The sequence below is a fragment of the Hymenobacter citatus genome (genome assembly GCF_014333615.1).
Taxonomy (GTDB): Bacteria; Bacteroidota; Bacteroidia; order Cytophagales; family Hymenobacteraceae; genus Hymenobacter; species Hymenobacter citatus.
This window is the reverse complement of sequence record NZ_JACSCY010000003.1, coordinates 400341-420044: the sequence shown is the minus strand read 5'-3', so window position 1 is coordinate 420044 and position 19704 is coordinate 400341. Positions and strand designations below refer to the sequence as shown.

Annotated in this window: 16 protein-coding genes; 7 read left to right on the top strand and 9 right to left on the bottom strand. The window is 59.4% G+C overall.

Features of this window, described 5'->3' with window-relative positions:
- Positions 1-130: 130 nt before the first annotated feature.
- The 3 genes from H8B15_RS05935 to H8B15_RS05925 form a co-directional block, all read right to left on the bottom strand.
- Entirely contained in the window at positions 131-1753 is a 1623-nt protein-coding gene (locus H8B15_RS05935; RefSeq protein ID WP_187318753.1) for a Na+/H+ antiporter, read from the bottom strand.
- A 110-nt stretch (positions 1754-1863) separates the two neighbouring features.
- Positions 1864-2490, bottom strand: a complete 627-nt coding sequence (locus tag H8B15_RS05930; protein ID WP_187318752.1) for a LuxR C-terminal-related transcriptional regulator — start codon at positions 2488-2490, stop codon at positions 1864-1866.
- A gap of 508 nt (positions 2491-2998) precedes the next feature.
- Positions 2999-4450: a Gfo/Idh/MocA family protein gene (locus tag H8B15_RS05925; RefSeq protein WP_187318751.1), complete on the bottom strand. Its 1452-nt coding sequence runs from the start codon at positions 4448-4450 to the stop codon at positions 2999-3001.
- A 177-nt stretch (positions 4451-4627) separates the two neighbouring features.
- Between H8B15_RS05925 and H8B15_RS05920 the strand changes: the two genes are divergently transcribed.
- The 3 genes from H8B15_RS05920 (at position 4628) to H8B15_RS05910 (ending at position 7650) form a co-directional block, all read left to right on the top strand.
- Positions 4628-5884, top strand: coding sequence for a BamA/TamA family outer membrane protein (locus tag H8B15_RS05920; protein ID WP_187318750.1), 1257 nt, complete (start codon positions 4628-4630; stop codon positions 5882-5884).
- A 92-nt stretch (positions 5885-5976) separates the two neighbouring features.
- A complete protein-coding gene (locus tag H8B15_RS05915) occupies positions 5977-6411 on the top strand; it encodes a hypothetical protein (RefSeq protein WP_187318749.1) in 435 nt (144 codons plus the stop codon).
- Positions 6412-6654: 243 nt separating this feature from the next.
- Complete coding sequence (locus H8B15_RS05910; RefSeq protein ID WP_187318748.1) at positions 6655-7650, top strand: glycoside hydrolase family 43 protein; 996 nt, start codon at positions 6655-6657, stop codon at positions 7648-7650.
- 134 nt (positions 7651-7784) lie between these two features.
- On the opposite strand, the gene H8B15_RS05905 is transcribed toward H8B15_RS05910, so the two are convergent.
- Positions 7785-9140 (bottom strand): NAD(P)/FAD-dependent oxidoreductase, encoded by a 1356-nt coding sequence (locus H8B15_RS05905; RefSeq protein ID WP_187318747.1) that lies wholly within the window; start codon positions 9138-9140, stop codon positions 7785-7787.
- Positions 9141-9282: 142 nt separating this feature from the next.
- Here H8B15_RS05905 and H8B15_RS05900 point away from each other — a divergent pair, with 142 nt between their 5' ends.
- Complete coding sequence (locus H8B15_RS05900) at positions 9283-10215, top strand: cation diffusion facilitator family transporter (RefSeq protein ID WP_187318746.1); 933 nt, start codon at positions 9283-9285, stop codon at positions 10213-10215.
- Between the two features lie 354 nt (positions 10216-10569).
- Here the strand turns inward: H8B15_RS05900 and H8B15_RS05895 are convergent, their stop codons facing one another.
- From H8B15_RS05895 to H8B15_RS05885, 3 genes are all read right to left on the bottom strand, one after another.
- Entirely contained in the window at positions 10570-12207 is a 1638-nt protein-coding gene (locus H8B15_RS05895) for a catalase (protein ID WP_187318745.1), read from the bottom strand.
- Between the two features lie 58 nt (positions 12208-12265).
- Positions 12266-12583 carry a hypothetical protein gene (locus H8B15_RS05890; RefSeq protein ID WP_187318744.1) on the bottom strand — a complete coding sequence of 106 codons (318 nt, stop codon included), beginning with the start codon at positions 12581-12583 and terminating at the stop codon, positions 12266-12268.
- Positions 12584-12800: 217 nt separating this feature from the next.
- Entirely contained in the window at positions 12801-13535 is a 735-nt protein-coding gene (locus H8B15_RS05885; RefSeq protein ID WP_187318743.1) for a hypothetical protein, read from the bottom strand.
- Positions 13536-13846: 311 nt separating this feature from the next.
- On the opposite strand from H8B15_RS05885, the gene treA reads away from it, so the two are divergent.
- The 3 genes from treA to H8B15_RS05870 all read left to right on the top strand — a co-directional run bounded on the left by treA (position 13847) and on the right by H8B15_RS05870 (position 17923).
- Positions 13847-15421, top strand: coding sequence for an alpha,alpha-trehalase TreA (gene treA, locus H8B15_RS05880; protein ID WP_187318742.1), 1575 nt, complete (start codon positions 13847-13849; stop codon positions 15419-15421).
- A 278-nt stretch (positions 15422-15699) separates the two neighbouring features.
- The gene (locus H8B15_RS05875) at positions 15700-16965 is read left to right on the top strand and encodes an MFS transporter (RefSeq protein ID WP_187318741.1); all 1266 of its coding nucleotides are present in this window, start codon (positions 15700-15702) and stop codon (positions 16963-16965) included.
- Positions 16966-17260: 295 nt separating this feature from the next.
- Positions 17261-17923, top strand: coding sequence for an SOS response-associated peptidase (locus H8B15_RS05870; RefSeq protein ID WP_187318740.1), 663 nt, complete (start codon positions 17261-17263; stop codon positions 17921-17923).
- Between the two features lie 80 nt (positions 17924-18003).
- Here the strand turns inward: H8B15_RS05870 and H8B15_RS05865 are convergent, their stop codons facing one another.
- Both H8B15_RS05865 and H8B15_RS05860 read right to left on the bottom strand, forming a co-directional pair.
- Positions 18004-18216 (bottom strand): hypothetical protein, encoded by a 213-nt coding sequence (locus H8B15_RS05865; protein WP_187318739.1) that lies wholly within the window; start codon positions 18214-18216, stop codon positions 18004-18006.
- A gap of 259 nt (positions 18217-18475) precedes the next feature.
- Positions 18476-19693 (bottom strand): molybdopterin molybdotransferase MoeA, encoded by a 1218-nt coding sequence (locus H8B15_RS05860; RefSeq protein ID WP_187318738.1) that lies wholly within the window; start codon positions 19691-19693, stop codon positions 18476-18478.
- Between the last annotated feature and the right edge of the window lie 11 nt (positions 19694-19704).

Sequence of the window (19704 nt, the reverse complement as noted above, 5' to 3'; positions counted from 1 at the left end):
GTTGAATAACTCGCGTCAGTACCGTTCTATCAAACAACATCAGCAACGACGAGACGCAAGTATGCGTCTCTACACCGCGCCTACCTATTGATCAACTTCCCTATCGCATCGACAGCCTAATTACCCCATCTTAGTGCGGCATGTGGCTGATTTTGGCCTCATCCAGATCGAGCTGGGCCTCCTGGTGGCGCAGCATCTCCTCGTCGAACACATCCTCGCGGCGCAACACAAACAGCTCCTCGCGCTGCACGTGCAGTACTTGCAACAGTACCTGGTGGTAGCGTTGCAGGGCTTGGCGCTTGGTTTCGTCGTAGTCGAGGGCTTCGAGCAGGTTGCCGGTGCGCTGGGCTTCGGCCTGCATGCGCTGCTGCAAGGCCCGAATCAGCTCGTTGTGCTGCACATCGGCGGCGTAGTGCTGGGCCATGTAGTGGAGGGCCACGCGGCGCAGGCGCAGCCGAATGCCGGCCTCCTGCTCCTCGGCGGGTATGTGTTCTTCAAGCTGGCCCACGCCGCTCAGGCGGATGACCAGGGGTAGGGTGAGGCCCTGAAATACCAGCGTTACCAGAATCACGACGAAGGTGATAAACAGAATCAGGTTGCGTTGCGGAAACGCCTGCCCATCCGTCAGCAGCAGGGGCACCGATAGCGCCGAGGCCAGCGACACCACGCCGCGCATGCCAGCCCAGCCAATCACCACGGGCCCCTGCCAGCCGGGGCTGGCTTCGGTAGTGCGGATGCTGGCACTCAGCCAGCGCGGTACAAACGCCGCCGGAAACATCCACAGCAACCGAATCAGCATCACCAACGCGCTAATGAGCAGACCGTAGGTGATGGCCTGGGGCAGGGAATAGGAACCCAGTCCCTCCACTACCTGGGGCAGCTCCAGCCCAATCAGGATAAACACCAGACCATTGAGCGCAAAGCCCACGCTGGCCCACACGCTGTTGGCCTGCAGGCGCGTATCGGCATCGAACACCCGGTGCGAGCGAAACGACATCAACAGCCCCCCGCTCACCACGGCCAGCACACCCGAAAAGTGAAACTCCTCGGCCACCAGATACATGCCGTAGGGCGCAATAAAGGTGAGGACGGTGTTGATGCTGGGCGTGGTAGGCAGGTAGCGGTGCATGAGGTAGAAACCATGAGCCAGCGCCAGCCCTATCACAATGCCCATCCCACTCACCAGCAAGAAGCTGCTAATAGCCTCCTGCCACACAAACGTGCCCGATACCACCGTAGCCAGGGCGAACCGAAACACAATCAGGCTGCTGGCATCGTTGATGAGGCTTTCGCCTTCCAGAATGCTGGTGATGCGCTTGGGCACCTGCACGCCCCGCAACACAGAGGTAGCCGCTACGGCATCGGGCGGGGAGATGATGCCGCCCAGTAAAAAGCCCAGCGGCAGCGTAAAGCCCGGAATCAGGCGGCGCGAGGCGTAGGCCACCAGGGTAGAGGTGAAGAACACCAGCCCCAGCGCCAGCAGGATAATGGGCCGTTTCCAGCGCCAGAAGTCCTTCCAGGAGGTTTCCCAAGCAGCCTGGTAGAGCAAAGGGGGTAGGAAAATCAGGAAAATAAGGTCGGGGTCGATGACCACGCGCGGCAGCCCCGGCACAAAGCTGAGTGCCAGGCCAGCCAGCACCAGAAAGATGGGGTAGGAGATGCGCAGCTTCTGCCCCAGCATCACGAGTAGGAGCATGGCCAGCAACAGGCCCAGAATGAGCAGAATGGTAGCGTGCAGGTTGTGGGGAAGCATGAAGGCAAAAGCGAGCGTGAAACGCCGGAAGGTAGGCGCTACCTGGCAAAAACGCTACTCGCAACAGGCTCACCCCAAGAAACGACCCTTGGAGATGCAGTACCTCAACATCAGGCCACGGCCACCCAGCCCTCGCGCACGGCTTGCACCACCAGGCCCACCAGCGTTTTGGCGCCGGCTTTCTGCAACAGGGCCCGGCGGTGGCTTTCCACGGTGCGCACGCTTAGGTACAGGCGGTCGGCAATTTCCTGGTTGCAGCAGTCGGCTACTACCAGCCGCAGCACCTCCAACTCCCGGCGGCTGAAGGCCGTGGCGGGCGCCGCGGCCCGACGAGCAGCCAAGGGGGTAGTGAGCAGCGCACTGCGCGGGTCGCGCAGCAGCCGCTCCACCGCTTCTATGATGTGGGCAGGCGTAGTATGGTAGGGGAGTAGCGCCACCGTACCGGCCTGCAACAGCTGTTGCCGCACCGCAGCGGGCAGGCGGCTACCCGTGAGCAACAATACTGGCAACCGAGGCCACAGCGGTAGCAAATGCTCGGGCAGCCGCAGGCCAGGCAAGAGGCCATCTATAATGGCCAGGGCGTAGTTGTGCTGCCGCACCAAGTACGTTAGCTGGCTGGCATCGGCGGTGGTGTCGGTGGTGAGGCCTGGCCAAGCTTCGTGCAGGGTGGCCAGCAGCCCATGGCGCTGCAAAGAAGGCGTAGCCGCCACCAAAACGGAAAGGGAAGGAATAGCCATAACCACCTGACTGGTTAGGGATGGAAGGTAGAAACGAAGGCGCTAGTTTGAGCAAGCAGCAGAGGCTGCTGCCAACAGTGGAATGGTTAAAATTCCAGTATTACGGAGGCCTTGGCAATACCTACAATCAGGTATTTATCAAATATTTAGCATGATTATTCGCTGTTGATAGTACTGTGATGAGAAGGATATGTTTTGTGGTGACTTACCAACTAAGTAGCCTATACAGGATGGCTTATTCCCCAACGATTTGGCCGTGTACCACACCTCACCGCCCTGTGCATTAATTAGCTGCCCAGCCGCACTGCCACTGTCAGCTTACAGTACAATGCCTAGCACGTAGTCGCGGTAAAACAGGATGATGGGCAACTAATGGCAGGAGGCTATCTTCTGGCTATTCGACCACGAGCCTCAGCAGAGCACGGCCAGTAGGCAAATGCCGATAATCAGCTCGGCCCAACATGGCGCGAGGCACAGCCCCGCGCCATTACCATACTTCAACCCTGCCCTACGCCTCCTTGGGCTCGGGGCCCCGAAAGACGTCGGTACCCTGCACAGGAGCCAGCTTCACGGGCCTACCCTCGCGGGCCGACTGGTAGATGGCGGCCATAATGCGGTGGTCCTGCAAGCCTTCTTCGCCGGGCGTGTGAGGCTTTTTATTGTCCAGAATGCACTCCGAGAAGTGGTCCATTTCGGCGGCAAACTGGTTTTTGGCCGGTATGGTGATGTGGTTTTCCATCTTGGCCTTGCCCTCGGCGTGCGAGGTTTGCAGCTGCTGCCCGGTGTAGGCGTAGGCATTGTTCAGGTGCAGCCAGCCGCGCTTGGTGTTCACGCGATAGAAGCGCGAGTCGTGGGTGTTGTAGTGCGTGATGTTGTCGACGACTACGCCGTTAGGGAAGCGCAATTGGAACGACATCATTTCCTCTACCTCTTTAAACAACGGGTTGCCGGGCGTGCTGTAACTGTAGGCAAACACCTCGGTGGGCTCGGTGCCCAGCAGGAAGCGCGAGGTGTTCAGGCAGTACAGGCCAATATCGGGGAGGGCACCGCCGCCGGCCAGGGCTTTTTTGTGGCGCCAGTGGTCGGGGTTGGCCGAGCTTTGGCTGTTTTGGGCTTGTATGTACTGCACCTCGCCATATTTCTTGTCGCGGATCATGTCGCGCACCATTCTATTATAAGGCTCATACTGAATACGGTAGGCAATCATCAGCTTCACTTTGGCCTTGTTGCAGGCATCAATCATGGCCTGGCACTCCTCGGGCGAGGTGGCCATGGGCTTCTCGCAAAGGATGTGCTTGCCGGTTTGCGCGCCCCGAATCACGTACTCGGCGTGCATGGAGTTGGGCAGCACAATGTAGATGGCCTGCACCTCGGGATTGTCCTTCAGCTTCTCGTAGTTCTCGTAGCTGTAGCAGCTTTCGGGCTTGATGCCGTACTGCGCGGCCACCTTTTTCAGCTTCTCGGGCGAGCCGCTCACCAAGGCCACCGGCTTCGATTTCTTGCACTCCCCAAACGCGGGCAGCAGCTCTTCCAGCGTGAGGTGGCCCAGGCCCACCAGCGCGTACCCTACCCGGCGGTCGGGCGGCAGGGGGGTAGGGGTAGGGCCGGACTGGGGGTCGACGTCCGATTTCCAGGCTTCCAGCTCAATGGGCTTTTCCACATCGGCGGGCACCTTGGCAGGCGGCGACACGGCCTCCGACGACGGAATTTTCTGTCCGTCGGGAGCAGTGTAGGTGGTAGAGGCGTCTACCTGCGAGGCCGGCGTGCCGGTGGTGGGCACAGTAGCCGCCGCGGCACCGCCGCCAGTGGCCTCCGACGGCTTGTCTTGGCAGCTGGCCAGGGTGCCGGCCGCCACGCCCACGGCCAGGCCGCGGCCCGCCAGGTTCAGAAATTCCTTGCGCGACACTTCCCGACCGGCTTCGCGCAGCACGGTGTTCAATAGCTCATTGGTGAAAGACATAGGGTAGCAGGTGAAATGGATGACAGGATACAAGGGGTGTGTACGAGGATCTGCCAAAAAGTAATGTCTGCCCCGCCGTCTTGGGTGGCACATAACTTTCGGGTAGCGGCGCGGTTGATGGGACGAAGCGCTGCGCAAGCACGAGCGTAAGGCGTAGTTTTTGTTTGTTTTTGCCGTATGGGTTTGCCGTTGTTTTCGGGCTGGTGGTGGGTGTTGAGTGGACTGTTGCTGGCCGGGGTGGCCCCAGCGCGTGCCCAAACAGCGGATACGCTGCGGCAGCAATCTGCTGCTCCCTCTGCGGCCACCTCCGACGACGACCGACGCGACCTGGGCGACGTGCTCACCTACTTCTTCCCGCGCCTGCGCCCCGGCGTCCGCGACAGCACCATGACGCTGGAAAGCGGCCACCGCTTCGTGTCCATCATTCCCGTGGTCAGCTACACGCTGCAAACCCGCGGGCTGCTGCAAGTGGCCGGCAACGTGGCATATCAGAAGCCCAACGCCAACATATCCACGCTGGTGTCGGCCCTGGCCGTAACGCAGAACAAGCAGGTGATTCTGACGGCCACTTCCTCTATCTGGACGCCCGGCAACCGCATCAACTGGATTGGCGACTGGCGCCTGATGCACTACCCCCAAAACACCTACGGCCTGGGCACCCGCACCAGCACCCGCCGCGGCGTGGTGAATATGGAGTTCGACTACCTGCGCATCTACCAAACCATGCTGCGCCGCATCTTGCCCAACTTCTACGGCGGCCTGGGCTACCAGCTCGATTATCATTGGGGCATCGAAAGCACCAGCGACGGGCAGGAGGTAGTGCGCATTTCGGGCTACGAGCGGGGCGTCATGGGCTCGTCGGTGTCGTCGGGGGCGGCCCTGAACCTGCTCTACGACTCGCGTGGCAACGCCATCAATCCCCAACCGGGCGGCGCTTATGTAAACCTGCTCTACCGGCCCAACCTGAAGCTGCTGGGTAGCACCGTCACCTACCAGACCCTGCTGCTGGAAGCCCGCCGCTACCTGCGTCTGCGCGAGGGCTCCGGCAATACACTGGCCCTGTGGTCGTACAACAGCATCACGCTGCAGGGCACGCCGCCCTACCTCGACCTGCCCAGCACCGGCTGGGACACCTACAACAACACCGGTCGGGGCTTTATTCAGGGGCGCTTTCGGGGCAAAGACATGCTGTATGCCGAGGCTGAGTATCGGTTTCGTATCACGCGCAACCGGCTGCTGGGCGGCGTGGCGTTCGGCAATGCGCAAACCATATCGGAGCCCGTTAGCAACCAGTTCGAGAAGGTGGTGCCCGCCGTGGGGGTAGGGCTGCGCGTGGCCATGAACAAGCTCTCGCGCACCAACCTGGCCATTGATTATGGCTTTGGGTTCGATGGCTCGCGGGCGCTGACGTTCAACGTGGGGGAGGTGTTTTAGGGTAGGGATTGGCTTAGAATAGTGCTGTTGGCCGCATTTTTGGTGTCCTGGCGGCTGCTACTATACTGCACTATCTTCTTTGCTCTTTGCCTATGGATAAGTTACCGTCGCCGGATTACCTGGACCTGACGTATCGGGCCGATCTGGACCTGCTGGTGGCCCGATGGATGCGCCACCCTTGCGTGGCAGAGATGCAGCACGGCTACAACCTAATGTTGAATGCCGCGGCTTCGCAGGGCTGCGTGCGCTGGCTGATCGACGCCCGCCGCCGCGACCATACCAACCAGAGTGGTATTCCGTGGATGATGGAAGTGTTTTATCCGCAACTGGCAAACCGACTGCAAGGCCGGGTGTTTCTGGCTTTTCTGCTGGCGCCCGTGCATTTGCAGGTGCTGGAAGCAGATACGTCCCTTTTGCCGCTATCCTACTTCGATACCCTGCCCTACCAGATAGGGCGCTTCCTGGAGGAGCGGGCAGCCATTGCCTGGCTCGACTCCCACTGTTCGGAGGCAAAGGGGAAGTTGTGAGATGGTGAAATGGTGAGATGGTGAGTGGTGAAATGGTGAGGTAAAAACGTGTGTCATCCTTTATCTGACGTCCGCCTGCGAAGGACCTTCTTACGTTAGAACGATTGTCGTATCAACGACTCGTGTTTACGTGAGAAGGTCCTTCGCAGGCGGACGTCAGATAAAGGATGACACACGTTTTTACCTCACCATTTCACCACTCACCACTCACCACTTCACCATCTCACCACTCACCACCTCACCATGCCTACTTACACTAACCCTATCCTCGACGACGATTTTCCGGACCCTACTATTATTCGGGCGGCAGACGGCTTATACTACGCCTATGGCACCCAGACCAAGCGCGACGGGGTGATTATCAACCTGCAAGTGGCCCGCTCGCAGGATTTGGTGCACTGGGAGTGGCTGGGGGAGGCCCTACCTCACAAACCCCGCTGGGCTGATGCTACCCAGCGGTTGTGGGCGCCGCACGTGAGCGAGGCCGACGGCCGCTACTACCTCTACTACTCGGCCCAACCCAACAACGGGGGCGGCCTGTGCCTGGCCGTAGCTACCGCCGAGCACCCGGCCGGGCCGTTTATAGACAAAGGCGAGCCGCTGCACTGCGGCGAAACGGGCTTCGAGCACATCGACCCCATGGCCTTCGACGACCCCGCTACCGGCCAGCGCCTGTTGTACTGGGGCTCCGGCTTTGGGCCGCTGCGCGTGCAGGAGCTGGGGCCCGACCGGCTGTCGTTCGCACCAAACAGCCAAGCGGTAGAACTGGTGCAGCCCGAAGCAGCCGGCGGTGCCGACGAGTACCAGCACCTGATTGAGGGTAGCTGGGTGGTGCTGCGCAATGAGTGGTACTACCTGTTCTACTCCGGCAACAACTGCTGCGGCCCCGATGCCCACTACGGTGTGATGGTAGCCCGCGCCCGCCACGCCACTGGCCCCTTCGAAACCCTGGCGCAAGCCACTGGCCGCCCCGATAGCACCATTCTGGTAGGAAACGCGCACTGGCACGCGCCCGGCCACAACTGCCTCATCACCGACGCGGCCGGCCAGGACTGGCTGGCCTACCACGCCATCGACCCGCAGCAGCCTACCTTCGATGCCATCAACGACGAGCAAGGCTACTCCCGCCGCGTCATGCTACTGAGCCGGGTGGTGTACGAAAACGGCTGGCCCCGCGTGCTACCCGACGGTACCCCCAATCCCGCGCCGCAGCCCGCCCCGGAAGTGGTGAGATGGTGAGATGGTGAGTGGTGAAGTGGTGAGTTTTCTGTTTATATTATCCCGAACAGAAAACTCACCACTTCACCACTCACCACTCACCACTTCACCACTCACCACTCACCATTTCACCATCTCACCACTTCACCATTTCTCTAATCCTTCAGCGGTTCGGTAACCATTTGCTCTACCGGGGGCTTTATTTTCACGCGCAACGGGTCCTTGGCTTTGCCAATGATAGACCGGTCGCCTTTGTCGTAGCTGAAATAGCTCCAGGTCCAGTTGAGCAACACGGCAAAGCGGTTGCGGAAGCTCACCAGCGAAATGACGTGAATAAACGTCCACATCAACCAAGCCAGTAGGCCTTGCGTGCGGTAGTCTTTGCCGCCGGGTAGCTTCAGGTCGGCCACGGCACGGTTGCGGCCCACAGTGGCCATGGCGCCTTTGTCGTCGTAGCGGAAAGGCTCCAGGGGGTGGCCGTTCAGCAGGCGGGGGATGTTGTGGCCCAGCTGGCGGCCTTGTTGCAGGGCGGGCTGCGCCACCATGGGGTGGCCTTCCGGAAACTCCGGGGTTTGCATAGAGGCAATGTCGCCGAGGGCAAATACATTAGTATAGCCTTCTACGCGGCTGTATTGGTCTACCTTATATCGATTGCCTTTCAGCAAAGCCTCGGGGCGCAGGCCGGGTATGGGGGCGCCCGTTACGCCGGCCGCCCAAATAAGTGTGCGTGTAATCAGTGTCTCGCCGGTGCTGAGTGTCACAGTGTAGCCATCGTAGGACTTCACCCGGCTATTCAGCACCACCTTCACGCCATACTCCTCCAGGTATTCCAAGGATTTCTGCGAAGCCTCCGCCGACATCCCTTTCAGCAGTACCGGCCCGCTCTGGATTAAGTGAATGTCCATTTGCTTGAAATCCAGCTCCTTGTAGTCGCACGGAAATACGTGCTTGCGCAATTCGCTGAGGGCGCCGGCCACTTCCACGCCGGTAGGGCCACCGCCCACAATCACGAAATCCAGCAGGCTATTCATCTGCTCGGCGTCGCCCATTTGCAGGGCCTTCTCGAAATTAGCCAGCACCGTGTTGCGCAGCTCAATGGCATCTTCTATCGACTTGATAGCAATAGCATTCGCCTCCATTTGCTCGTCGCCGAAGTAGTTGGTGGTAGAGCCCGTTGCGATAACCAGATAATCGTAATTGATCAGGCCGATAGAGGTCTGGAGCATATGGGCCTCAGCGTCCACCGACTGCACCTCTGCCATGCGGAAGTAGAAGTTTTTCTGCCGCCCCAGGATCTTGCGGAAGGGCGATACAATATCACTGGCATCGAGGCCCGCCGTGGCTACCTGGTAAAGCAGAGGCTGGAAGTTATGGTAGTTCTGCTTATCGATGAGCACCACCTGCACGGGCACGTCGCGGAGCTGCTTGGCTAACTCCAGACCGGCAAAACCGCCTCCTACTATCACCACACGGGGTTTGCCGAGGTCTGTTAGTTTGGCTAAATCTTCCATGCTGAAGGAGGTAAAGGAAATCAGGAAAAGGTTGCTACCCTATACCTCAAAAGTCCGGCTACTGTTGCAACGGCAAGCAGTTGGCAGCCACCCGGCTATCCTTTGCGTATAGCCATTTCCACGTTCTATTCTCCTCTCCCGCGTGAATTCCACTACTCCCGAGTCGGCGGCGCCTGAGCAGCCGTCTTCCAAAATCGCCATTTTTGGAGCACTAGCGGCCAATCTGGCCATTGCCGTCGTCAAGTTTGTGGCCTCTTACTTCACCGGCAGCTCGGCCATGCTGTCGGAAGGCATTCACTCCCTGGTCGATACCATCAATGAGTGGCTGCTGCTGCTGGGCCTGAGCCGCAGCCAGCGCCCCGCCGATGCGCGCCGGCCGTTTGGTTACGGCCGCGAGCTGTACTTCTGGGCCTTTGTGGTGTCGGTGTGCATCTTCGGGATTGGCGGCGGCGTATCGCTCTACGAGGGCGTGGAGCACCTGCGCCACCCCGAGCCCCTCAGCGACCCTACCTGGAACTACTGGGTGCTGGGCATTGCCTTTCTGCTCGATGGCGGCTCGTTTCTGCTGGCCCGTCGCACCTTCAATGCCCAGCGCCGCGGGGTAGGGTTCTGGCGGGCCTTCCACAGCAGCAAAGACCCCGGCACCTTCGTCGTGCTGTTCGAAGATGCAGCCGACTTGCTGGGCCTGTCAGTGGCCTTCCTAGGTGTCTACCTCAGCCACACGCTCAACATGCCCGCCCTCGATGGGGTAGCCTCACTCGGCATCGGCGTTATTCTATTGATTGTGGCGGGCCTGCTGCTACGCGAAACCAAAAGTCTGCTGATGGGCGAACCCGCCGAGGCCGACGTGCTGCACCACGTAACCGAAGTGGTGCGTGAAGATAAAGCCGTTGTGGCGGCTGAAGAACCGCTTTCCAGCTACTTAGGGCCGGAGGAGTTGTTGGTAGTAGTGCGCGTGCGGTTCCAGCCGGAGCAGTCGGCGCAGGAGGTAGCGGCTGCTGTGGTGCGCGTGCAGGCGGCCGTGCAGCAGCAATTGCCCCACATCAAGCACGTATTTATCCAGCCGATGGAGTGAATGGTGAAGTTGTGAGGTTGTGAAATTGTGAGTTGCAAGATGCGTCTGTCATCCTGAGCTTGCGAAGGACCTTATGCCCGCAGAACGACAGGCGTAACAACGACTCGTTCTTGCGTGATGAGGTCCTTCGTCGCCGCTTGATGCGCGGAATACTCAGGATGACAGACGTCTTTGTTTAGAAACTGGTTTGAGTTGCCACTGAACGGTGTAGAGACGCAACCTTGCGTCTCTACACCGTTTCGGATACCTGTTCCGCTAACCCAAACAGCCTCTTTTACTACTTCAAAATTCCCACAAAAAAGGGGGCGCTGACTACTGTCAGCGCCCCCTTTTTCAATATAAGCTACGGATGAGTTAGTACGGCTTGGCGTCGTGAGCTAGCTCTTCGGCTTGTTCCACGGCTTCTTCGTCTTTCATCATCATTTGCTTCTTCTCGGCAATGCCTTCGCGCAGGCGCTGGCCCCAGTCCGGGTCGCAGTTGGTGCACAGCTCAATCATCTTCTGCTGAATCACTTCAGCGGCATCGGCCAGTGCGCCCGACATGTTGCTGATCAGGTCGTCGCGCTCCCAATCCTCGTGCGTGCGGTACCGCTCACCGGCTTGCTTGAAGTTGTTTTCGCGGTCGATGGTCTGGCGTACCAGGCGGCCGGTGTACTGCGGCGTGTGGTCGGGAGCCGAGCGGGGCGCCTCCTTCAGGCCGTTCAGCGACGAAGGCTCGTAGTTTACATGGTTGTTTTGGCCAGGAGCCGAGTCCACGTGGTAGGTCATCTGACCATCGCGCTGGTTGGTGCTCACGTGCTTCTTGGGCGCGTTGATGGGCAACTGCAAATAGTTGGCACCCACGCGGTAGCGCTGCGTGTCGGAGTAGGAGAAGGTGCGGCCTTGCAGCATCTTGTCATCCGAGAAATCGAGGCCGTCTACTAGTACGCCGGTACCGAACGCCGCCTGCTCTACCTCCGCGAAGTAGTTCTCGGGGTTCTTGTTCAGCGTCATCATGCCTACGGGCAGGTGCGGGAACTGGTCTTCGGGCCAAATCTTGGTGTCATCCAGCGGATCGAAGTCCAGCTCCGGATGCTCGTCGTCCGACATGATCTGCACGCGCAGCTCCCACTTGGGGAAGTTGCCCTTCTTGATGTTCTCGTACAGGTCCTGGGTAGCATGGTTGAAGTTCTTGGCCTGAATCTTCTCGGCCTCGCCAGCGGTCAGGTTTTTCACGCCCTGCATGGGCTCCCAGTGGTACTTCACCAGCACGGCGTCGCCGTCCTTGTTCACCCACTTATAGGTGTTCACACCCGAGCCCTGCATCTGGCGGTAGTTGGCCGGAATGCCCCAGGGCGAGAACAGGAACGACACCATGTGCATGGTCTCGGGGGTGTTGCAGATGAAGTCGAAAATCCGCTCGCCGGTCTGGCGGTTGTGCACCGGGTCAGGCTTCTGCGAGTGAATCAGGTCCGGGAACTTCATCGCGTCGCGGATGAAGAACACCTTCAGGTTGTTGCCTACCAGGTCCCAGTTGCCGTCTTCGGTGTAGAATTTCACCGCGAAACCGCGCGGGTCGCGCAGGGTTTCGGGCGAGTGGCCGCCGTGGCCCACCGTAGAGAAGCGCACGAACACGGGCGTCTCTTTTCCTTTGGTGTTGAACAACTTGGCGCGGGTGTACTTTTCAATCGGCTCGTCGCCTACCTTGCCGTAAGCTTCGAATACGCCGTGGGCGCCGGCACCGCGGGCGTGCACCACGCGCTCGGGTACCCGTTCGCGGTCGAAGTGGCTGATTTTCTCAATGAACTGGTAGTTCTCCAGCGTAGCCGGACCGCGGTTGCCCACGGTGCGCAGATTCTGGTTGTTGGTCAACGGGTGGCCCTGGCGGGTGGTCAGGGTTTGGGCATTTTCGCCGGCCGCGGTGCGCTGGTCGTGCGAAGAGCCTACGCCGTTCACGGCGGTGCCGGTACCGTCGGCGGGCGTGTGCTGGCCATTGTTGGTTTCGTCTGCCATAGTGGTAGTGTTGGATGGTTTTGGTGCCCCGAAATAACTGCTATAAACTGACTTGAGTTTAGAAAAGGTACGGTTTTCCCATTGAATTATTCGATACCAGCATAGCCTCCGTTGATACGACGCGGGTACCAGGGGGTAGGGAAATGGGTGTTGTGAACTCCAATAAAAGTCCGCGCTGGGTGGTGCCTTCGTGTTCCACTTCCTCCACAGTGGCCGTCACAGACTCACTATGATTGTCCGGAAAAATGACCGTCACCGACAAGGGCGTGTGCAGGTCCAGGGGTAGGAGACGCGGAGCCGCCTCGGCGGGTAGCGCCACCACGCCCAGCCCCGGCACCCGAAAGCTATGCGCAACGGTCAGCAGCAAGTCAGGCATTAGGGTGGTGAGATGGTGAGTGGTGAAATGGTGAGTGGTGAGTACAGAATACGGCTGTCATCCTGAGTGCAGCGAAGGACCTTCTCACGTTAGAACGATGACTACAAGAACAAGTCGTTGCAACGCTTGTCTTTCTAACGTGAGAAGGTCCTTCGCTGCACTCAGGATGACAGCCGTATTCTGCATTCACCATCTCACCACTCACCATTTCACCATTTCACAACTTCACCATCTCAACGGAAATAATCAGCTTGTTGTAATGCTGCTTGATATAGGCAAATAGCGTGGAAATGAACAGCAGAATACCCCCCATTTCAAAGGTTTCTTCTAGCGTCATCAGGATAAGGTAGGTAGGCGTTTGATTGTCAGTGGTAGGGTCGGGGTTACCGTCGGTGAAGTAGTTGCCGCCCAGCATTTCAAACACCACCGCGCCCAGCACGAAGATGGCGCCGGCCAGAATAAAGCGCAGCCGCATCGGCGGCGACAAGGAAAACAGGAACTTGAGGTAGGCCACGGCAAACACCACGGCGAAGATGCCGCCCACTATCACCCACGAAAACCGCAGGTAGCCCTCTAGATGAAACATGTTGTGCAGGGGCTCAATCAGGAGTTCGTGCAGGCTTACGCTTTCATCGAGGGCCAGAAACAGGAAAACGAAGCTGAGGCCCTGCCACTGCCGCCAAAAACCATCCTGGTCCTGCCGCTTCAAAGAGGCAATAACAGCCAGCAAAACCGAGGAAAAAAAGAGAATGAACGCCGAGAAAAAAGCCGGGAAGTTGGCTTCACGGTCGAAGTAAAACTTCTCGAACAGCAGGCGGCCAGGCCGGATATCATTCAGGAACTCCGTCACAATCAGCAGCTGCATCGCTACCAGAATACTAAACCCAATAAGCAAGTATTTGAAAACGACACTGGGAAAAGCCCGCACCACCCGGCCTTTGTTGGATTGCAAAGAGGACGAGTGAGTGGAAGCAACCTGCGCCGTTCTTTCTAGAGTTGAAGTGTTTTCCATAGAATAGGATGAGGAAAGGCTAGTAGTAGGTTTTACTTTTACGTAACGTATTGATAATGTTATGATAATATAATGAGATTGTGATATTGTACGCATAACAATCAGTGCAACAAGAAATAAGCGTGCTTTTCGGGGCTTCCGAAAGTGAAGTGTGGGCATGTACGGGGCGTAGGGTAGGGATAGTGCCAACTTCTGCGCCGGGGCTGCGTTTTCCGCAGATACCCTTCCCGACACCACCCACGACGATGACGATGAAGAACGTTCTGCTCTGTTTTCTGCTTTTAGCTACTGGTGTGGCCCATGCCCAGCCCTCGCCCCGGCAGCTCTACCCCGGCCTGTTTGAAGCCGTACAACTGGGCCGCGTGTACCCCGACAACAAGACCTTTGTGGACCTGCTGCCCACCGTGCCGCCGGCCGAGGTGATGGCCGCCTACCAACGCGAGAAAGACCAGCCCGGCTTCGACCTGAAAGCCTTCACCCAGCGCTACTTCGTGCTGCCCGCCGAAGACACCGCCACCTACCACAGCAACGTGGCCGCCGGCATCCGGCACCACCTCGATACGCTCTGGACGGTGCTGCGCCGCCCGGCGCGGGCCACGGCGCCGCCCTACTCGTCGCTGGTGGCGCTGCCGAAGTCCTACGTGGTGCCGGGCGGCCGTTTCCGGGAGGTGTACTACTGGGATTCGTACTTCACGATGCTGGGGCTGCGCGAGGCCGGCCGTACCCAGCAGGTGCGCGATATGGTGGATAATTTTGCCTATCTGATCGACAAGGTAGGGTTCATTCCGAACGGCAACCGCACCTACTACCTCACCCGCTCGCAGCCGCCGTTTTTTGCCCAGATGGTGCAGCTATTGGCCCAGGCCGAAGGCACGCCCGCTACCCTGGCCCGCTACCGCCCCCAGCTCGAAAAGGAGTACGCCTACTGGATGGCCGGCGCCGACTCGCTGCAACCCGGCACCGCCACCCGCCGCGTGGTGCGCATGCCCAAAGGCGAGTTGCTGAACCGCTACTGGGACAGCAGCGACCAGCCCCGCGAAGAGTCGTATGCCGAGGACGTGGCGGTGGGCAAGCTCACGCGGCAGCCGCTGCCGGAGTTCTACCGCAACGTACGCGCCGCCGCCGCCTCGGGCTGGGACTTCAGTACGCGCTGGTTTGGGCCGGCCAATACCATGGCTACCATCGAAACCACCAACCTGGTGCCTGTTGATCTGAACTGCCTGTTGCTGGTGCTGGAGCAAACATTGTCCCGCGCGTATGACCAAAACAGCCAGGGAAGCAGCCAGGGAAAAGCCCTGCGGTATGCGCAGAAAGCCAATGCGCGTGCTAAAGCTATTCGACGATACTGCTGGGACCGGCAGGCCGGTTGGTACGTAGATTACAATCTATCGGAGCAGCGCCGGGCTGGCATCCATACCCTGGCCGGCGTGTTTCCGCTGGCCTATGGGGTAGCCACCACGGGGCAGGCCCGCAAAGCCGCCCGCCGCCTCGAAAGCGAGTTTCTGCGCGATGGGGGCCTGCTGACGACCAGCAACGAGAGCGGCCAACAGTGGGACGCCCCCAACGCCTGGGCGCCCCTGCAATACCTGGCCGTGCAGGGCCTGCGCCGCTACCAGCACCACGCCCTGGCCGATACCGTAGCCCACCGCTGGACCAGCCTGAACGTGCGCGTGTTCCGGGAAACCGGCAAGCTGCTGGAGAAGTACAACGTGGAAGACATCCACAAAACCGCAGGTGGCGGCGAGTACCCGTTGCAGGATGGCTTTGGCTGGACCAATGGTGTCTTGCTAAAACTCCTAAACGAGCGGGAGCAACGCCAGAAGTAGGAAAGCGCCACTGTACAAAGCGCAGCTGATAAGCGCGGTTTTGGCAACAGGCCGGCGCCAGATAAAGGCAAGGACATGAACACTATCAGATAGCATCGTGTTGATAGTAAGGAATGTCCCTTTTCCCTGATATAGCTGCCAGGGGTAGGGGACGCATCATTTTGACCGTTGAGGCGCTGCCGACTCGCTGCCCGCTTTGCTGGGGGATAGGGGCATCTCGTGCGCTCCTCAGCAAAGCAGGTTGCTGGTGCAGCTGCTGTCTGTTCTCGATATTCTACATGAATTTTAGTACGTTCCGCGCCTTTCGTAGCCGCAACTACCGGTTGTATTTTGGTGGGCAGTCGTTGTCGCTGATGGGCACCTGGATGCAGAAAACGGCCGTTAGCTGGGTGGTGTATTCGCACACCAACTCCAAGCTAATGCTGGGGGTAAGCGTGTTTGCTACCCTGTTTCCGGCCGCTCTATTTTCTTTCCTCGGGGGTGGGGTGGCCGACCGCTACCAGCGCTACCGTGTGCTGCTGCTCACGCAGGTGCTCTCCATGGGGCAGGCCTTGCTGCTGACGCTCCTGGTCTGGCAACGACCCGATGCCGTGTGGGGCATCATCGGCCTGAGCACCGTGCTGGGCATCATCAACGGCTTCGATGTGCCTGCCCGCCAGTCGCTGGTGCCGGAGCTGATCAAGAACCGCCAGGACCTGCCCAACGCGCTGGCGCTTAACTCTTCCATGGTGAATCTGGCCAAGCTGGTAGGGCCGGCGCTGGCCGGCTTTGCGCTGGAGCACCTGGGCGCGGTGGCCTGCTTTGGCCTGAATGCGCTGAGCTTTGTGGCCGTTATTGGCTCGTTGCTGGCCATTCGGCTGCCGCCCTACGTAGCCAAGCTGCACACCAAAAACATGCTGGCTGAGCTACGCGATGGGCTGGCCTACGTGGCTGCCACGCCGGCTATCCGGCATATTCTGTTGATGCTGGCGCTTGCCAGCCTGCTAGCGCTACCCTTCACCACGCTGCTGCCCGTGTATGCCAAAGATGTTTTTCAAGGCACGGCCAGCACCTTTGGCATGCTGGATGGGGCCATTGGTCTGGGGGCTTTTATTGGGGCAATTTTTCTGGCGTCGTTGCAGGCCAGCGTCAACCTGAGCAAGGTGCTCACGGTGAATACCTTTATTTTTGGGGTAGGGCTGGTGCTGTTCTCGCAGGCGTCGTGGTACCCACTGGCCCTGCTGTGTTTGGTGGTAGGCGCTTTCGGGATGATGTCGCAGATTACCATCAGCAATACTCTGCTTCAGACCACGGTAGAGCCTGCCCTGCGGGGCCGGGTGCTTAGTCTCTATGTGCTGGCCTACGCCGGGTTGGTGCCGCTCGGTAGTCTACTGGTAGGCGCAGTGTCGGAGCACATTGGCGTGCAGCACACCGTATTGGCCGAGGGCATTCTAACGCTGCTGATTGGGGGGCTACACCTGCGCACGTTGCGCCGCAAGCCCTGTGTAGTGTTGGCGCAACCTGTACCCGCCGATCCGGTTTCGGAAAAGGCGGTGCCTGTATAGAACGGTGTAGAGACGCATACTTGCGTCTCATCGGCCGCGCCGTGTGTACAAAATCGTTTAACGATGAGACGCAAGTATGCGTCTCTACACCATTCACCAGGTAACACAAACAGACGACAACGTAGAAACTGCTATTGACACTACAGTAGAATTGCATCGCGCCGCGCAGCACCTAACCAACCGCTAAACGTAAATAGGTACAGGCAAGGCCCTATGTTCTCTGCGGCTGCCAATTTCCTGCTTCCAAACGGCAGCAGCTTCTTTCATTACTTCCACTCTTTTTTGACTCACCGCTATGTGTGGCCGTTATACTGCCCTCACGCCCGCCGCGGGCCTAGCAAAGCGCTTCGGCGCTACCCTCGCAGAGCCTGCTGAGCCCAACTACAACGCCGCGCCGTCGCAGCACTTACCCATCATCACTAACGCCGCACCCGATAAAATTCAGCTGGTGCAATGGGGGCTGATACCGGGCTGGGTGCAGGACTTGAAAAAAGCCGTGAAACCCATCAACGCCCGCGCCGAAACGCTGGTTGATAAGCCCTCGTTTCGGCAGCTGCTCCAGCGCAAGCGCTGCCTAGTGCTGGCCGATTCGTTCTATGAGTGGCAGCAAACGCCCCAGGGCAAGGTGCCGCACCGCATTCTGCTGCAAGACGAGCAACCGTTTGCCTTTGCCGGCCTCTGGGACGAGTGGCTTGACCGCCAGACCGGCGAGGTGCTACCTACCTTCACCATCATCACCACCGAGCCCAATGAGCTGATGGCCCGCTTGCATACCCGCATGCCCGTGGTGCTACCCGGCCCCGATGCAGAGCAAGCTTGGCTCGCCGACACCCTTAGTCCCGCCGACCACCAGCAACTACTCGTGTCCTACCCCACCGATGGCATGAAGGAATACGTGGTAACCACCCGCGTGAACTCGCCCGCGCACAACGACGCCGAGGTGCTGGAAGCAGCCTGACAATGGCACAAGGTCCTACACGCAAACGAGCCCGTCGCACTTAGTGCGACGGGCTCGTTTGCGTGTAGGAATAAAGCCTTTTAGAAGTTCAACGACTTCTCCTTGGCGTGCTTCACGCGCTTGTGCATGGGCACCAGGGGCTTGCCCGTGCCAAAATGGCTCATGCGGGGCTTAAACATGTCGCTCACCGTGTGGCGCCGGTGCGAATCGGGGCGTCTGTTGGGAGCTTTGGCTGCTACAGCCGAGCCAACACTAATAAAAAGGCAGAGGAGGAGAGAGTAGAAAGCGCGCATATGGTTGAATTATAGTTAGAAAAAATGTGACTTGCTGAAGTGTTTAGCAAGTATATAGAATATTGAATTATCTATTGATATCAGTTATGTATAAAATTTTATCAAAAAGGTAATAAACCCTCTTTGGGTAAGCGTAGACCGTTGTTAAGTTTTCTTAACACACTATTTTAAAACAACCCGGCTGTCCTCCTGAGCATATAGCGCATCAAGCCACATGCTCAGAAGGACAGCCGGGTTGGGTCTCTGTAAATAGGTTGAGCTACCGGAAGCGCCACACTGGCCACACTGTACCGGCCAGAAACTCGTCTTGCCCAACGGGAAGCTCCAAAAAGCCGCTGCTGGGTAGCAAACTGGCCAGGTCGCCGGAGCCATGAGCGCGCTCGGGCGTGGCGAGCAGCCGGCCATCGGGGGTGCTGGTCAGGCTCACGAGCAGGAAATGCGTAACGGGCGGCTTAAACGTGAAATCAGCGGCCAGCACGGCAAACGTGGGTTCTGGTGGGGGTAGGGTAGGCTGCTGCACGGCCCGCAACCACGGCGCGGCGTAGCGACAGTAGTTCACAAACGTGGAAACTGGATTGCCCGGCAGCGCAAATACTACTGCGCCCTGCGGGTGCTGCCCGAACCAAAAGGGCTTACCCGGCCGCTGCTGTACCCCATGAAACAGCTGTTCTACGCCCGCCTCGGCCAATACCGCGGGTAGGAAATCAGCTTTGCCCATGGATACGCCCCCGCTGAGTAGCACAGCGTCGTACTGGTGCAGCAGCGGCGGCAGGCCCTGGCGCAGGGCATCAGGGTCGTCGTTGAAATGAAACCGCTCGGCCTTGCCGCCGGCCTGCCACACGGCGGCTTGCAGCATATAAGAGTTGGAGCGCCTGATCTGGTAGGGTAGGGGCGCCTGGTCCAGCTCCACCAGCTCGTCTCCGGTGCTCACCACGGCTACGTGCGGGCGTTGTGCCACCACCAGGTGCGTGGCGCCTACCGTGGCTGCTACGGCTACCTCGGCTGGTCCCAGCAAGGTGCCCTCCGGTAACAGTATGTCGCCTTGGTGGCGGTCGGTGGCTTGGGCGTGCACGTTGTGCCCGGCTTTGGGCGGCAGCACACGCACAGTGGCCACGCGGCGGCCGTCGGGCAGTTCTGCTATGTCCACGTCCTCGTAGCGCACCACCGTATCGGCGCCGGGCGGCAGCATGGCCCCGGTCATGATTTCGAGGGTAGCGGAAGGGCTGGCGAGGGGGGTAGGGGGCTGGCCGGCAAACTGCGTTCCTACTACCTCAAACTGCGTCTGACCCTGCGCAATAGCTGCGTAGTTGAGCGCAATGCCATCCATGGCTACCCGGTGGAAGGGCGGAAAGTCGCGGTCGGCAGTTACGGCCTGGCGCAGCACCCGGCCCAGCGTATCGGGTAGGGGTAGCGTTTCTGTGGGCAGTGCGCGAACGGTGGACAGCACCAGGCGGGTGGCTTCTTCAACGGTAGTCATAGGGCAAAAGA

What these genes read in the sequence shown, in the direction of transcription:
- H8B15_RS05915 (WP_187318749.1), top strand. Translation starts at nt 5,977, where the DNA reads ATGGATAAGTTACCGTCGCCGGATTACCTGGACCTGACGTATCGGGCC.
- H8B15_RS05895 (WP_187318745.1), bottom strand. Translation starts at nt 12,207, where the DNA reads ATGGCAGACGAAACCAACAATGGCCAGCACACGCCCGCCGACGGTACC.
- H8B15_RS05910 (WP_187318748.1), top strand. Translation starts at nt 6,655, where the DNA reads ATGCCTACTTACACTAACCCTATCCTCGACGACGATTTTCCGGACCCT.
- H8B15_RS05875 (WP_187318741.1), top strand. Translation starts at nt 15,700, where the DNA reads ATGAATTTTAGTACGTTCCGCGCCTTTCGTAGCCGCAACTACCGGTTG.
- H8B15_RS05865 (WP_187318739.1), bottom strand. Translation starts at nt 18,216, where the DNA reads ATGCGCGCTTTCTACTCTCTCCTCCTCTGCCTTTTTATTAGTGTTGGC.
- H8B15_RS05905 (WP_187318747.1), bottom strand. Translation starts at nt 9,140, where the DNA reads ATGGAAGATTTAGCCAAACTAACAGACCTCGGCAAACCCCGTGTGGTG.
- H8B15_RS05890 (WP_187318744.1), bottom strand. Translation starts at nt 12,583, where the DNA reads ATGCCTGACTTGCTGCTGACCGTTGCGCATAGCTTTCGGGTGCCGGGG.
- H8B15_RS05860 (WP_187318738.1), bottom strand. Translation starts at nt 19,693, where the DNA reads ATGACTACCGTTGAAGAAGCCACCCGCCTGGTGCTGTCCACCGTTCGC.
- treA (WP_187318742.1), top strand. Translation starts at nt 13,847, where the DNA reads ATGAAGAACGTTCTGCTCTGTTTTCTGCTTTTAGCTACTGGTGTGGCC.
- H8B15_RS05920 (WP_187318750.1), top strand. Translation starts at nt 4,628, where the DNA reads ATGGGTTTGCCGTTGTTTTCGGGCTGGTGGTGGGTGTTGAGTGGACTG.
- H8B15_RS05870 (WP_187318740.1), top strand. Translation starts at nt 17,261, where the DNA reads ATGTGTGGCCGTTATACTGCCCTCACGCCCGCCGCGGGCCTAGCAAAG.
- H8B15_RS05925 (WP_187318751.1), bottom strand. Translation starts at nt 4,450, where the DNA reads ATGTCTTTCACCAATGAGCTATTGAACACCGTGCTGCGCGAAGCCGGT.
- H8B15_RS05930 (WP_187318752.1), bottom strand. Translation starts at nt 2,490, where the DNA reads ATGGCTATTCCTTCCCTTTCCGTTTTGGTGGCGGCTACGCCTTCTTTG.
- H8B15_RS05935 (WP_187318753.1), bottom strand. Translation starts at nt 1,753, where the DNA reads ATGCTTCCCCACAACCTGCACGCTACCATTCTGCTCATTCTGGGCCTG.